This is a genomic window from Rhizobium sp. P32RR-XVIII (assembly GCF_012641395.1).
Classification (GTDB): Bacteria; Pseudomonadota; Alphaproteobacteria; order Rhizobiales; family Rhizobiaceae; genus Rhizobium.
Map to the genome: position 1 here is coordinate 1 of NZ_JABAIH010000044.1, position 15010 is coordinate 15010.

The following is a 15010-nucleotide window of genomic DNA, read 5'->3' on the forward strand; positions in this document are numbered from 1 at the left end:
ACCGACTTAGCAATGTCGAGTCCAATCGTGGTAATCTCTTCCATGGATGGCTCCTCCCATGCGGTTCCTAGCAACACCGCAATCTTGGCACATCGCGATGCCGGCGGAGGAGCCGTCCACAGCATCAAAAGCGGAAGCTGGCTGAACTGTCGCAGGTGGCTGACCTGGGGCCGGAAGCCGCCGGACCCGGACTTCCGCTTCGCGCCACAGCGGTCAATTACTGGCAATGTGCCTGCGAAGTCACATTACAACTTATGCTTCAGAACCGGATCACGACCCCGAAAATCGGTCCGTATTCGATCACATCGAAGTCAAAGCCGTCGTTGCTGTAGTCGACACCGAGGGCGCGATAGCCGCCGACCGCTGAGAACGACTGGTTCCATTGATAACCAACGCCGGCAAGCACATCCCATGCAAAGTCGGAAGCTGCTCCAAACCCGCCTATCATTCCCCAACCGGTCAAATACCAAGACGGCGACAGGTCAACACGTGCCTTCGCCCCAATCATGGGATCGACCCAGGTGTTTGTCTCGCTGCCGCTTAACGCGGCAAGCGGGGGCCCGCCCGCAGAAAGGGCAAGGTCAACCTCGTTGTCAACGTTCCAGAGACGGGCGCCCGCCATGAGATCCACCGTTACCGCTGGTTGCGCAACAACGCGGTATTCGCCCATCAAGGTTCCGGTCAGGCTGCTGGTCTCGAGAGTCCCGGCTAAGTTGAGGGGGACGCCCGCAACCGTTCGTGTCACCGACTTCTCCACCTCCAGCTTCAGGTAGATCAGGTCGCCGAATACGCCCCAGGTTCCGTTGTGTGCCTCACCGACGATCATGCCTCCGAAACGGAGATTGTCGAAAATATCACGAAACGGTACATCCACCTCGATGGGCTGTCGTCCGCGAACCCCAACATCGCCGTTGATGCTGCCAGCCCAGAAATAAGGCGCAAGGCTGAGCGTCCAGCCGGCAGGATCGGAAGCGGTTTGAGGCGGCGCTGCGTTATCGATATCCGCCGCCCAGACTTGCGAAATAAGCGCCGAACTCACAGCAAACGCAAGTGCCCTCTTGAAACTCCGGTAACAGGTCATTCGGCAGTTCCCCTCCGCCTTCTGTTCCTACGACTCTCCAAGCGAACAATATATCGAAGGATAATATTAGCAACGGCCGATGTTCATTGAGAATTGCGCGGAAGCCTCGCTGATCATCCACTGTGGCATCAGCAACACTCTCAATCTGGAAGCGAAGATCTTTTTATGTTATATTGCTAATATTGGACGATGGTCCGTTGGGAGGACGGATAGAGAGCCTCACATAAAATCATTTTGGAAATCAATGCTCGCTGTTCTACTGAATCGTGACGCGAGAACCCAAAAACCTTGGCATATGACGTTTGCCTTACCCGCCGCGACGTAAGGCAAGGCGAGCGGCGGAGTCATCATACACTCAAATCGATGAAACGACTGCCAACAAGGGCGGAAACGCCTGATCTTCGTACTTTTCTTGGCTTCAACATAGGAGTTATGAGATGAAGAGCAACATTGGCATTTATAGTCTCTTCGCATTTACGATTGCATCAACATGCTGGGCGCAGGCGCCTGACGCCTTCGCCCAGGAGACCCGAAAACCCAATATTCTCTTCATCGTATCCGACGATACAGGATACGGCGACCTCGGTTCCTACGGCGGCGGCGAGGGCCGCGGCATGCCGACGCCCAACATCGACAGGTTGGCCGACGAGGGGATGACTTTCTTTTCCTTCTACGCCCAGCCGAGCTGCACACCCGGCCGCGCCGCCATGCAGACCGGGCGGATCCCGAACCGCAGCGGCATGACTACCGTGGCTTTCCAAGGACAAGGCGGTGGCCTGCCGGCGGCGGAATGGACACTTGCTTCGGTGTTGAAACGGGGCGGTTACCACACTTACTTTACCGGAAAATGGCATCTCGGAGAGGCCGACTACGCGTTGCCCAATGCCCAGGGTTATGACGAAATGAAATATGTCGGGCTCTACCACCTGAATGCCTATACCTACGCGGACCCGACCTGGTTTCCCGACATGGACCCCGAGCTGCGGGCAATGTTCCAGAGGGTGACGAAAGGATCGTTATCCGGCAAGGCTGGCGGCCCGGTGACGGAGGACTTCAAGATCAATGGCCAATACGTCGACACGCCTGTGATCGACGGCAAAGAGGGGGTGGTGGGCATTCCTTTCTTCGACAGCTACGTCGAGAAGGCCGCGCTCGAATTCCTCGATGCCGCCGCCCAGAAGCCGGACGAACCGTTCTTCATCAACGTGAATTTCATGAAGGTGCACCAGCCGAACATGCCAGCACCTGAATTCGAGCACAAATCGCTGTCGAAGTCGAAATTCGCCGACTCGATCGTTGAACTCGATACACGCGTCGGCCGGATCATGGACAAGCTGCGTGAGACAGGAATGGATCGGAACACTCTTGTCTTTTATACGACCGACAACGGAGCCTGGCAGGACGTCTATCCGGATGCGGGATATACGCCCTTCCGCGGAACGAAGGGTACGCTTCGCGAAGGCGGCAACCGGGTTCCGGCCATTGCCGTCTGGCCAGGCAGGATCAAACGCGACGTCAAGAACCATGAACTTCTCGGCGGACTCGACCTCATGGCGACGTTTGCCTCAGTTGCCGGTGTGCAGCTTCCCGACAAGGACCGAGAAGATAAACCTATCATCTTCGACAGCTTCGACATGACGCCTGTCTTGCTCGGAACCGGGAAATCGCCGCGCAAATCGTGGTTCTATTTCACCGAGAACGAGCTCTCTCCCGGTGCAATTCGCGTGAATAATTACAAGTTCGTCTTCAATCTGCGCGGTGACGATGGTCATGCGACGGGCGGGCTTGCGGTCGATGCCAACCTGGGTTGGAAGGGACCGGAAAGCTACGTTGCCACTGTTCCGCAGGTATTTGACCTCTGGCAGGACCCGCAGGAGCGCTACGATATCTTCATGAACAACTTCACCGAGCGCACGTGGATGGGCGTCGTCATGGGTGAGGAGCTCAAAAAGATCATGGCGACATACGTCGAATACCCTCCAAGAAAATCGCAGAGCCTGACCTATGACGGCCCGATCACACTTTCGGACTACGAGAAATTCCAATCGGTACGAGAGGCTCTCGCCAAGGAAGGCGTCAGCATTCCCATGCCAACCGGGAATTGATTTGCGCAAGGCGGCCCGGACCGGGGCCGCCGTCTTCTAGACGGCATATTTGGCCTTCGCACCAGGAAGGCTTGGGAGGACGTCCGATGTTCGCCATTCGAGATTTCTTCAAATCGGCCCGCGACGCGGCGCTAGCCGTTGCGGCGGTGCTTCTCTTTGCCGCTTCGGCGCAGGCCCAGAACGATCCCCTGCCGTCGTGGAATGACACCGCCCCGAAAGCGGCCATCGTCGCTTTCGTCGGGAAGGTGACAAAGGAGGGCTCGCCGGAGTTTGTCCCGGTACCGGAGCGCATCGCCGTGTTCGACAACGACGGCACCCTGTGGGTCGAGCATCCGATGTACACCCAGCTCACCTTCGCGCTCGACCGCGTGAAGGCACTTGCTCCGCAGCATCCGGAATGGAAGGATACGCAGCCGTTCAAGGCAGTGCTCGAAGGCGACATGAAGACGCTGGCCGCCTCTGGCGAAAAGGGCCTTCTGGAACTTGTCATGGTCACCCATGCGGGAATGACCACCAGCGACTTCCAGAAAGTCGTGACCGATTGGCTTTCGACCGCACGCGATCCCAGATTCAAGCGGCCTTACACCGAACTTGTCTATCAGCCGATGGTCGAGCTTCTTGCATATCTGCGCGCCAACGGCTTCAAGACCTTTATCGTTTCGGGTGGCGGCGTGGAGTTCATGAGGCCGTGGGCGGAAAAGGCTTACGGCGTTCCACCGGAGCAGGTTGTCGGCTCGTCGATCAAGACCGAGTTTAGGATGCAGGACGACACGCCGGCCCTGTACCGCCTGCCCGAAGTCAACTTCATCGATGACAAGGCCGGCAAGCCGGTCGGAATCAACCAGGAGATCGGCCGGCGGCCGATCGCAGCCTTCGGCAATTCCGATGGTGATCTTGAAATGTTGCAGTGGACGACGATGGGCGGTGCGCCTGCACGCATCGGCGTGCTGATCCATCACACCGATGCGGATCGCGAATATGCCTACGACCGGGACACTGAATTCGGCCGCCTCGACAAGGCGCTCGATGCGGCAGCGATAACCGGATGGACCGTGGTCGACATGAAGAGCGACTGGAAGGAAGTATTTCCGCATCAGTAGGATCGAATCACGACCGTGGGAGGCGTATGACCGGTGACCAGGGCATTGTTCACCATTGCGAGACTCGCGCTTTTGGCCATTCTGATCCCGTCTATCACCGGCCCCTTCACGAGCGCGGAGGCAGAAAACGGGCCCCTGACGCCGGATCCGCTGATCGCTCCTCACGAAGGATTCGTTGACGAGAAGGTCTGCACTTCATGTCACGCCAAGCAGGCGGCCGCGTTTGCAAAGTCCCATCATGCCAAGGCCATGGCCGTTGCTGACAACACCACGGTGCGCGGCGATTTCAACGACAGCAGATTCGAGCATGGGGAAATCGACGCCGAATTCTTCAAGCGAGACGACCGCTTCTTCGTGCACACTCAAGGACCGGACGACAAGCAGGGAGACTTCGAAGTCAAATACACGTTCGGCTACGAGCCGCTGCAGCAATATCTCGTCGACATCGGAGGCGGACGGCTGCAGGCACTGGACATTGCCTGGGATACGGCGAAACGGAAGTGGTTCTGGCTGGGAGACGGGCAGCCGTCAAAGCCGGGATCTACATTCCACTGGACCGGCCCGTTCTACCGGTGGAACCGCACCTGCATCGACTGCCACTCCACCGATCCCCGAGCGAATTTCGATGCAGCGACAAGGTCATATAAATCCTCCTATGTGGCGACCAGCGTCGGATGCCAATCCTGCCACGGCGGTGGTGCTCGTCATGTAGATTGGGCGAGAAAGAGCTCGACAGACGCAAGCGCTCGCTCCGCGGTCGCAATGCCGAAAGTGGAGATAGACACCTGCTTCGCGTGTCACTCGCGACGGATCAAACTCCGCGACGGCTTTAGGCCCGGCAGATCCTATCTCGACCATTTCTCTCCGGCATTGATGCGCCAGGACCTGTATTTCCCGGACGGTCAGATATTCGACGAGGTCTTCGAGTACGGCTCCTTCCAGCAAAGCAAGATGGCAAGGGCCGGTGTCGTCTGCGTCGACTGCCATCGACCGCATGAAGGCGCGCTGCTCGCCGAGGGCAACGGCTTGTGCACGCGGTGCCATGCGGAGACCGGTTCCGCAAGGTTCACCAGCTTCGACCCAAAAGGCACGTTCGACTCGATCGCCCACACCCGGCACCCTGCGGGATCAGCCGGCGCACAATGCATAAACTGTCATATGCCCCAACGCACATACATGAAGGTCGATCCGCGTCGCGACCATTCCTTCGTCATCCCACGCCCCGATCTTTCCGAAGCCTACGGCATCCCCAACGCATGTATCTCATGCCACCATGATAGGACAAATGCCTGGGCAGGCGAAAGGATGGATCAATGGTATGGCACGAACTGGCGCAACCGTCAGACGTCTACCCACGCATTTGCGGCAGCCGCTAAGGGCGATCCCGGCTCGATCGACGCATTGCGTGCGTTCTTGGCAGACCGCGAGCAGTCCGGCTTCGTGCGAGCAAGTGCGGTCGCCGAATTAGCGAGGTTAGCCGGATCGGCGGCAGCGGCGGACGTAAAGTCAGCAGCGGAAGATAGCGATCCCATCGTGAGGCTAGGGGCTGCGGAAGCTGCCGTCAACTTGCCTCCTGAACTCGGATGGCTAGAAATCGCAACTCTGCTCGGGGATGAGATCCGGGCCATCCGGGTAGCCGCGGTAGCCGCTCTTGGGGGAGCGGTTGCGGAACTGCCCGAAGCCACACGCAAGGCATTCAGCGTCGCTGCGGACGATTTCGAAGCATATGCCAATGCAAATGCCGACGGTGCCGAAGTTCAAGGCCGATATGGGCTGTTTCTAGCGAGACAGGGGATGTTGGACGAAGCCGAGCGTGTCTTTGTCAACGCGGTCGCGCTCGATCCAACGCTCGCCGGTTCCCACGTCAATCTTGCAGAATTCTATCGCGTTACCGGAGAGAGCGAAAAGTCAGAGCTTGCCTACCGCTCAGCTATCAAAGGCCTGCCGGACAACGCCGCGTTGCGCTATGGTCACGCGCTCGCGCTGGTGCGCCTGAAGGCCATGCCAGATGCCATTCAGGAGTTCGGCGCCGCGGTTAGGCTCGAACCGGACAACACGCGCTATAGAACCACCTTCGCAGTCGGTCTGTCTTCGGCTGGACGAACGGAAGAGGCGTTCTCGCTTCTGGACGGAGCGATCACTGACCAAACACGCGATGCCGACCTCATCGGTACGGCGATCGCGCTGGGAATCAAACTGGGACGCCACGGCGAAACATTGACGCTCGCGAAGCAACTCGCGAGATTGCAGCCGGACAATCCGGATGTCGCCGCGCTTCTGCGGCAGCTCCGAAGCACATCACATTCGCGTAAACCGCAGGCGAGCCCAAATTGACAACCGATGATTCTGCACATGATGATCAATTGAATAGTTTTGTACGACTACGCAACTCGTCGCCGGCAGAGGCAACCGCGGCGATACCGTATTCGAATTATCAAGTGGTGCTTCGTAGTCTATACATTCGGTGGCAGTACGATGCCGGAGTGCGGATGTGGATTAAAGTTCCGATGTCCGATTTGGGCCGATCCCAGCCCTTGACGGCAAGAACTCTGATGTCCGCTTTCCGCGTTGGGTGTCCTAATAGCGGGACGGTCGGCCATCGCCCCCCCCGAAGCGGTCACTCATCGACTCGATGCGAACGTCTTCTATTGGCGCAGATGCGACTTCGCCAGATGACCGCTGCCGGCCCAAACCGGACAATAAAATGTTGCATGTCGTTCCGAGACCATCGTCATCAATCCAGCGCATGTTGCGTCCAGACTTTGAACAACCACTGGGTGCGGTCTTGCGAGTCTTGATACGCTGCTTCTGGATTGGAATTGGTTATGAGGCCGCCGCCTTGACGGCCACCACTATCTGCCTGATCGTCAACCAGCTTCTAGCGGGTGTCTGGCCCAACGTGGGAGCGACGCTTTTGCTGATTTTAGCTGCAGCGCCGGTGCTGGGACTCAAGGCACTCCCGCTTGCCGGACTAGCGATCGTTGCCTCAGAGTTCACCACTCTACGGACGTGGTTGTATTTTGGCTTGGTCGGAATCGCTATCGGCCATTTTGTAGCGAGCGGGTTCAACGTCAACCTTTTCAATCGTGAAGGTAACGTGGACTACAACTACATCACAGCAATCCTCGCAGCCTTGATTGCGGGAGTTGTCTATTGGCGGGTGACGGTAGATGACCCTGCGGTCGCGTCATGACCTCGCGGGCCCATGACGATCATCGCGACTAGGCGCAGCATTTCGCACCGGTCGCCGGTCCGCAGCAGGCGGCAACCTGGGCCTGTTCCGCCAGCCACCGGTCGCGCGGCTTGCAGCTTGCGGCACGCGGCGCAAGTTCGACATGCACCACACCGTCACAGACAACGGGGGTCGAAGCGCAATAAAGCTGCATCGGCTGCACGCCGTCGCTCACTTCGAAGGTCAGTTTCGCTGAGCCGCTCAGCTGCACATGCTCAGAGACCGCACAATTCAGCCCGTAACGCGAGGCGGATAGTAAAGCGCGCCCCCCGCAATTCGGACCTGGGCTTACGGTGTTCCTGGCGGAACCGTACCATGATCAATCTGGGCACTGCGCCTGCCGGTGCGGAACGACCATTCGCCGTAGCTGTTCGGTATCGCACATTCGCGGTTGCTTAAGTTTGTCGAATGAGTATCTTCCAAAGGTGGTGGGTACCTTAAGCTGCAAAGTCCGGGGAACGGCTCGATGAAAAGCGTAGGTACGCGCACAGCTGATGTGGCGGCTCCCTCGACCGAAGATGTGCGAGAGCAGTTGCGGCGCATCCTCGCAAGTGACGTTTTTTGTCTTCCCCAGCGAGGGCGCAAATTCCTTCAGTTCGTCGTAGACGAAACGCTTGAGGGTCGGGACAAGTATTTGAAAGCGGCGACTATCGCCCACCAAATCTTCGGTCGTAATGCATCCTATGATGCGCACATTGATCCCTGTGTCAGAATCGAAGCCCGCCGAATTCGGCGAGAACTTGAGCGCTACTACCTCCTAGTCGGGTTGACTGACAGGATAATCATCACGATCCCAAAGGGTCGCTATGTTCCGGCGTTCGCGACTTGTGCTCGGCAGCCGGACAGCGATCCTTTGCCTGTCCTTGGTCGCATCCGGCGCTTACGTTATTCGATCGCAGCGGGCGCGACTGCCATCATTGCTGCGGCGCCTTTGGCCGTCCCTTTGGTGCACCAAGCCAACTATCCCGCAATAGCGGTGCCGATCCTGGTGGAAAGCCGCCCGAGCGTGATGGTTGAACGCTTCGAGCGCTCCGGTCCGGATTACCGATCCGAAGCCCTTTCTCAGGGCATATCCGATGCGATCATCGAAAAGCTTGCGAAGTCGAACGACATCGTTGTCCTTGTCGACATGTTTCACGGTACGAAGGAGCGCCGTCTGGCCAATCCATCCTATGCTCTTCAAGGCCGCATTCAGGTGGAGGGCGCTCACTTGCGCTCAACTATTCGTCTAGTGCGCCGGGCCGACGGAGCGGTCATCTGGGCCAACAACTACAATTCTAATCTTGACCAGCAGGGGCTCGCAAGCGTCGCAACTTCGCTCGCGAAGAACATTTCGCCCAAGGTTGAACGGTCAATGGCAACGGCTGAGGAGCGATAGCTCCTCGATGACCGCGCGCCGGAATGGGGTGGGCGCCATCGCTGACGTCTAACAGGAAAACTGCCGCGCGGCCGCTTCGATAACCGATTGCCCCAGCGAGCGTTCCCGTTCGATACCGTACGGTCAAAAAAACTCGCAGCAGCAAGGGAGTCATGATAAAGAGGCGGAGCCGCGCGACCTTCCAGATGGGCAAGGAAGGGGTAAGCAGATGCTGCCACGCGGCTCCGAGTCGCCGAACGACCAGATTCAGCGACTGTTCCCGTCCGGTAGCGTACCATGAGCTCAGCGGAGAAATAGCAACAGCGGGAAGCTCCCGATGGCGCCGGCAATCGGGCCCAGCATCGCTAGCCCCAGCAGCGATATTCCCCCAAGACGGCTGGCGCGGTTCTCCTTGATCTTCCGGCAGGCCTTCGACTTTCGGATCGGCCCATCTTCCTGTATGTTTTTTCTGAGCTGAGGACGGCGCATCACCCAAGCCTTTCAGCGACGCACCCACATGGGCTTGGCTGTGTGGGCCTTCCGAATTGGGAGCAACCGGATGGTCTGGAAAGGTAGCAGGGATACAATTCAAGAGAATATAGCCTTGCTCGAGGCGAGACGCGCAGCAATTCGGCAGGCAGAGAGAGAGCAAGAGTTTCTGGAGACGGAACGAGGCGATCAGTTAGCGGAGTCGGATGTCCGAAAGCAGGCTGAGAGAGTGATTCAGGAAGTCTTGGGGTGGCCTCGTTTCTGGAACAAGAAGAGGGCGACGGAGGTTGCCAGCTCACTTCAGGAGAGAGGCTTGTTAGCAAAGCGTCGAGGCGCGGCTTACATCAAGGAAGAATAACTATCATGCCGTTGCCTTCCGCCGGTCTTTCCGAAATCGAGTATCGCGCCAGATCGAGAGCGCCGCGATCAATAGCACCAATTATTTCGATGCCCCGCCGCCACTCTCGAGCGAAGCTTTCATTGAGCAGCATTTTCCCAATCTCCTGGCCATTTGCCCGATAGATATTCACGAGCGGCCGATGTGCCGGCTCTTGTCTTCCTCGCGGCGCGCAAGGGCGATTGTCTGGCCTATGTCGGCGGGGTAGGGACCTGCTTCAACGAACGCTCAGGAGACGAGCTCGGGGAGCAGATGGACAAGATCGCGATCTCGACACCGGCAGGAGAAGCGGGATGCCGTCTATGTGAAGCCGATACATTGCCGAGATCGAATACCGCGCCTGGACCCATGACGGGAAGCTCCGGCATGCCTCGTACAAGGGGCTTCGAGAGGAGCAGGACGAGGCTGCGATTTTCGAGATCAAATGAGAAATGTGAGGAACCGGCATCTGGCTCCAAAGTTCGGCCGCGGGAGGTTCCCATGGCTCGACGCCAATTGACAAACGGACCAAAAGCCGCGTCCCTCCGGCAGGCAGATGGTTCCTGGTCGGTCTTCGATAAGGAAACTGGTCTGCCTATGGAAGCGTCGGGACGGAGGCTCATCGGTCTCACCCGTAAGGACGCCGACGACATAGCTGCGCAGCTTAACGCAGCCTTCATCGACCACATCTCCGATACGAATTTGGAACAATGAAAGAGCAACATAGTTGGGTGCATCTAACCAAAGCTAAATGGGAGGATCTCCAATGCTTCTGAAACTCATCACGGTCTCTGCTCTTTCGATCGGTCTTGCAACGTCGGCCATGGCACAGAGCAACAGCGGCAGCACCAGCGGTACAAGCGGCGCTGCCGGCGTTTCAGGTTCGGGGGTGGAAAGCAATAACAACCCGTCACCTAACAGCACTTCGAATACCGAAAAGGACTCCCAAGGGAAGAAGGATTCCTCGGACTGTGTTCAGGGCAAGACAGCAACCAATAACGCGACCAAGACCGCACCTGGTGTAGCTGCAAATGCCGCTGGCAACTGCCAGTAACGTCGGACGGACAAACTCGATCGCTATGCGGGCCGGTGTACGAGCTGAACAGCTTTGCGCGGAGCGCTTTGACGCCCAAAGGAGGAAACACAATGGATTGGAATCGTGTCGAAGGTAACTGGAAGCAGATGAAGGGCAAGATCAAGGAACAGTGGGGCGAACTCACTGACGACGACCTTGACCAGATTGCGGGCAAGCGTGACCAACTCGAAGGCAAGATCCAAGAGCGTTATGGATTGGAGCGCGATCGCATACGCCAAGACATCGACGACTGGTATGGCAGCCAGCGTTGGTAGTGATGCAAAATTGGCCCGGAGTTCATCTCCGGGCCTTTTGCGGGAGGTGACGGATGGTGCGACGGTTTTGCGTGTTCAACAACAATTGATCAAAGCCTTAGTGGTAACCAAAACTGCTTACATTAATACTTATTACTAAACTATATCGTATGCGTTCGACGATATGAGGCGAGGAATGTCTGAATTTTACAAAAGCATGCGGGAGGTGGACTTCAAGATACTCTCTCAAGCGGTGCAGGGGTGGTACCGACACTACGGTGTACCATTTAATGATGAAAGCACGGAAGTACTCTGCAGCGCCGCCATAGATCTTTACAACGGAGGACACAAAACAGTCGGTGAAATAACCCCGCGACTGATCCAAGCCTATCATGGGCTGATGTCGATGAAGGTCAACTCGCCGACGTCAATCGCCATCCACTAGCCCACGGGGCATAGGAAAAGGCCGGAACGAAAAATCGTCCGACCTTCCTCAATCCGTCTCAATCCCTGCGGCAGTACATCCGGGGTCAGCCGACCGAGACAAATTCTATGGGATCGAAGTGGCACGTGATTTGAAATATTCAAGTCCTGAAGAAATCACTGGTGCGCTGGCGCTGGCGGAGTAGCTGAGGCGGCCGCCGTGTTGTTACGTGCAACTGGCTTTGCCGAACCGGGCTCTGAATTGCTTGTTGAGGCCGTCGTCTCTGCATCGGTATCCGTTGCGCTCCACTCTATAAGCAATCGCTGCTATCGCGACGACAACGAGGTCGACCACCTGCCCACCCACGAATTCGCGCGTCGGCACTTGGCGGTGTCGTGCGAAGATCAGGGTCGAGGGTCGAGCTAATTGGACGGTTCGGCTCTTTGGGTTTTTCGGGTCGTAAGTCGTTCTATCTTCTCCTCTTTCGACGAGAGGGGAGTGCCGCTTAGCCTTCTTGGTTTCGCCTGTGCCGGTCCTAGCCGACGTCTGCGTGCCGGTATTCGGAGCAATATGGAGCGTGCGGACCATGTCGGCTGCATCGTGAGTGCTGTCACAACGTCGCTGATTCGCCGTGTCGAGCCTCAACTGCAAGCGCTGCGATGAGACGAAACTCGCGGACGCGCGGCTCGCGGATCGCCTCTTCAAGGCGATGACGTGCACAATGGAACGTCCGCGTGCCTCTACGAGCCGGCGTCTTCTTCCATGACTGAAGCTTATCAAATGTGCGAACCGGCGACCGCACTGCATCGAACAGCTTTGAGCCGACGAATGAGTTTTCGAAAATCGCATAGCCAATCATCGGGCGAATGATATAAGTCACCGCACGGACTTGGGCAGGAATGCATGACGGCAAGGACTGACGCATACATTATCGAGGCGGGGCTCGAGGCAGCAGACGACCCAAAAGGGGAGCGGCCGGTCTATCGGCGCGTGGGTTTCGATGGCATCTCAACGCCGAAGGCAATGGATGAAGCGATTGCTGGTTCGTTGCGGCGGTTTCGTATCGAGAAAGACCTGTCCAGGGCAGAGCTCGCTCTCCTTCTAGGATCTATCGAAGCAGTCTATGGAAGATACGAGCGGGCGGTAACGAAGCTCCACGCCACGCAAGTCCTTCACCTTTGCGAAGTGCTCGGGATTTATCCCGACGATCTGCTCTTCGAAGCTGCCCCTCATCTATGGGGAACCACGGAAGAGGAAGCTCACGAACGGCGTCGTGTCACGAAGATGGTCCAGGCGCTTCCACCCGAAACACTCCGGACCGTAGGCACTCTACTGGACGCGATTTTCGCTTTGCAGAAATCGCCCGAGACATCATCTCCTCCACTCTGAAGATTTTTCACCAGGACAGTCGCTCCCCGAGCAACCGCGGCGGCGAGCATGGGATGTTCCACCTATGTCGCGCACGAGTTATCCGGCAGGAACTACCATAGGTGTATAGTGTTGGTCTCACCGAGAAAGTACGATGCGCGGTGGGCGGCCGCGTTGCATGTCGGACTTATGTGTCTTCATGAAGGCGTTTCAATGGGATAGGGCGCCGCAACGGCATTGCGATCATCCTATAGGACAAAGCTGCTTGAAACAACCTGAAATTGCGGTGTGGCAGCGAAGTTGAACTGTCCGCTTTGGCGCAAAGTAGAAATGTCACTTTAGGGCACCGCACGGCACGGCGACCAGCCCCGATCTGAGCGGCTGATCCGGTTGCAAGATCAGATCGGGGCGGGTGAGACGTACCCCTTCGGCTTTAGCTTTGAGACTATATTCGCCGTTCATTCCGCCGCCTCCATTCGAGCCAACGCCTTCTGCCGTTTTGCAATCACCTCCGGATCAGTCATGAAGTCCGTCCGCCGACCGGGCTTGCGGCCACGCTTCTTATAACCGTTGCTCTGGCTGCCGTCGCGAATGCCGAACATATGATCCGTCTGGCCGGTGCGGCGAGGGCCGCTCTGGCTGCGCTGCTGTTCTCTGCCGGCCTGTAGCTCGGCGACAACAGACAGCATATCGTCCAGCCGCTTGTTGTCGACGACATCCGCGCGATGCACGGAGCGTAACGTGTCAAAGGTTCTGTAGGGCAGGGCAAAGCTCTCGTGCATGATCTCGAGCCGCCCATCCGGATAATCACAGACCACGACCTTCTGGCCCGCCAAGGGTCTGGATATCTCGGTCGGATCGAGAATGAACAGCACTTTGTCGTAGCGTAGCGTCAGGGACTGCGACAGGGTACGGACTTCCTTGCGGCACATGGCGCCATCGAGGTTTTCATGGTCGGCCAGCGCTCGGTGCATGTCCTTCGGATTGCGCGGCGGCTTGCCAAAGCGACGATTGAAGCCGGCCATGAACTCAGGCGCATAGGCATTGGCAGCCTCGATCGTGTCGATGCCGCGAAGCCGCATCTCCTTCACCAGCCGATCTTGCAATGTCTGATTGGCACGCTCCACCCGACCCTTGGCCTGCGGAGTGTTGGCGCAGATAATGTCGATGTTCAGCTCATAAAGCGCCCGACCGAACTGCGTCAGACCACTCGTGCGGTCTTTCTCCGACGCATGGGTGGAACGAAAGACGCCGTGCTTGTCGCTGTAGAAAGCCAGCGGCTTGCCCCATTGCTGCAGATAGGCCTTCGTCGCATGCAGATAGTCGAACGTATTCTCCGATCCGTCAAAGCGAAGATGCAAGAGCTTTCCGGTGGCATCGTCAATATAGACGAGCAGGGCGCATTTGGGCCCGCGGTTCTCGAACCACCAGTGATGCGACCCGTCGATCTGCACCAGTTCACCAAAGCAGTCGCGTCGGCCGCGTGGCTGGAAAACCCGTTTCTTACGTTCCCGGCGCGAGATCCAGATGCCGGCCTCGGTCATCCATTGCCGCAGCGTCTCTTTGGCAACGGAAATCCGGTGCAACTCGATCAGCTTCTCGCGCGCCAGCGTCGGACCGAAATCCAGATAGCGTTCGCGGATCAGGTCCAGCGCCGCATTGCGAAACTCTTCGCTATGGCGCCGGTTGCTCGGACGCGATCGCTTCTTGGAAACAAGGCCGGCCGGACCATCCCGATCATAGGCCTGCAGCAACCGATGTACCTGACTTCGACTGAGGTCGAGCAGTTCGGCAGCCTGGACAACACTCAGGCGTTCGTCACGGATCTTCTGAATGACTTCGAGGCGATGCAACTCTTTCTGCGACATGGTGATCATAAAGGACATGACGACTCCAACCGCTCATGGTCTCGACCAAGCTGAAGATCGTCATCCTTGCTCCCAACGTTGGCATTGACCAGTGCGTCGAGAGGCGAGACTGTCGCATCTCTAACTGGCCCAACTGTCGCATTACTAAATAGCCTTGGAGAAGCTCACCCAAGTGCATCATGCCTGTTTTGCAGGGTAGGGGATCAGACCTCTTCGTGCAAATGCGCCATGAACACTTCGGCTGGTGTTTTATAGCCGAGGCATTTTCGAGGCTGGTCGTT

The 15010-nt window shown here is 57.6% G+C and carries 12 protein-coding genes and 2 pseudogenes; 10 read left to right on the forward strand and 4 right to left on the reverse strand.

Features of this window, described 5'->3' with window-relative positions; translation table 11 throughout:
- Positions 1-259: 259 nt before the first annotated feature.
- Positions 260-1081, reverse strand: a complete 822-nt coding sequence (locus HGP14_RS34390; RefSeq protein WP_205927467.1) for a hypothetical protein — start codon at positions 1079-1081, stop codon at positions 260-262.
- 437 nt (positions 1082-1518) lie between these two features.
- On the opposite strand from HGP14_RS34390, the gene HGP14_RS34395 reads away from it, so the two are divergent.
- From HGP14_RS34395 to HGP14_RS34410, 4 genes are all read left to right on the forward strand, one after another.
- The gene (locus HGP14_RS34395) at positions 1519-3186 is read left to right on the forward strand and encodes an arylsulfatase (RefSeq protein WP_168834261.1); all 1668 of its coding nucleotides are present in this window, start codon (positions 1519-1521) and stop codon (positions 3184-3186) included.
- A gap of 86 nt (positions 3187-3272) precedes the next feature.
- On the forward strand, positions 3273-4286 hold the full coding sequence (locus tag HGP14_RS34400) for an HAD family hydrolase (RefSeq protein ID WP_168834262.1): 1014 nt from the start codon (positions 3273-3275) through the stop codon (positions 4284-4286).
- A 33-nt stretch (positions 4287-4319) separates the two neighbouring features.
- Positions 4320-6620: a multiheme c-type cytochrome gene (locus HGP14_RS34405; RefSeq protein WP_168834263.1), complete on the forward strand. Its 2301-nt coding sequence runs from the start codon at positions 4320-4322 to the stop codon at positions 6618-6620.
- A gap of 370 nt (positions 6621-6990) precedes the next feature.
- A complete protein-coding gene (locus HGP14_RS34410; protein WP_168834264.1) occupies positions 6991-7479 on the forward strand; it encodes a hypothetical protein in 489 nt (162 codons plus the stop codon).
- A gap of 28 nt (positions 7480-7507) precedes the next feature.
- Here the strand turns inward: HGP14_RS34410 and HGP14_RS34415 are convergent.
- A pseudogene (locus HGP14_RS34415) lies at positions 7508-7741 on the reverse strand (hypothetical protein); the annotation flags it as partial.
- Between the two features lie 630 nt (positions 7742-8371).
- Between HGP14_RS34415 and HGP14_RS34420 the strand changes: the two are divergent.
- Complete coding sequence (locus tag HGP14_RS34420) at positions 8372-8896, forward strand: hypothetical protein (RefSeq protein WP_168834265.1); 525 nt, start codon at positions 8372-8374, stop codon at positions 8894-8896.
- Between the two features lie 812 nt (positions 8897-9708).
- On the opposite strand, the gene HGP14_RS36605 is transcribed toward HGP14_RS34420, so the two are convergent.
- Complete coding sequence (locus HGP14_RS36605; RefSeq protein ID WP_312862245.1) at positions 9709-9855, reverse strand: hypothetical protein; 147 nt, start codon at positions 9853-9855, stop codon at positions 9709-9711.
- A gap of 62 nt (positions 9856-9917) precedes the next feature.
- Between HGP14_RS36605 and HGP14_RS36925 the strand changes: the two are divergent.
- From HGP14_RS36925 to HGP14_RS34445, 5 genes and pseudogenes are all read left to right on the forward strand, one after another.
- A pseudogene (locus HGP14_RS36925) lies at positions 9918-10189 on the forward strand (ATP-dependent DNA ligase); the annotation flags it as partial.
- A gap of 317 nt (positions 10190-10506) precedes the next feature.
- Positions 10507-10794 carry a hypothetical protein gene (locus HGP14_RS34430; RefSeq protein ID WP_168834266.1) on the forward strand — a complete coding sequence of 96 codons (288 nt, stop codon included), beginning with the start codon at positions 10507-10509 and terminating at the stop codon, positions 10792-10794.
- Between the two features lie 92 nt (positions 10795-10886).
- Positions 10887-11090, forward strand: coding sequence for a CsbD family protein (locus tag HGP14_RS34435; protein ID WP_168834267.1), 204 nt, complete (start codon positions 10887-10889; stop codon positions 11088-11090).
- Positions 11091-11265: 175 nt separating this feature from the next.
- Positions 11266-11514 carry a hypothetical protein gene (locus tag HGP14_RS34440; protein WP_246704760.1) on the forward strand — a complete coding sequence of 83 codons (249 nt, stop codon included), beginning with the start codon at positions 11266-11268 and terminating at the stop codon, positions 11512-11514.
- A gap of 882 nt (positions 11515-12396) precedes the next feature.
- On the forward strand, positions 12397-12882 hold the full coding sequence (locus HGP14_RS34445) for a helix-turn-helix domain-containing protein (protein WP_168834268.1): 486 nt from the start codon (positions 12397-12399) through the stop codon (positions 12880-12882).
- Positions 12883-13319: 437 nt separating this feature from the next.
- On the opposite strand, the gene HGP14_RS34450 is transcribed toward HGP14_RS34445, so the two are convergent.
- The gene (locus tag HGP14_RS34450; RefSeq protein ID WP_168834269.1) at positions 13320-14747 is read right to left on the reverse strand and encodes an ISNCY family transposase; all 1428 of its coding nucleotides are present in this window, start codon (positions 14745-14747) and stop codon (positions 13320-13322) included.
- Between the last annotated feature and the right edge of the window lie 263 nt (positions 14748-15010).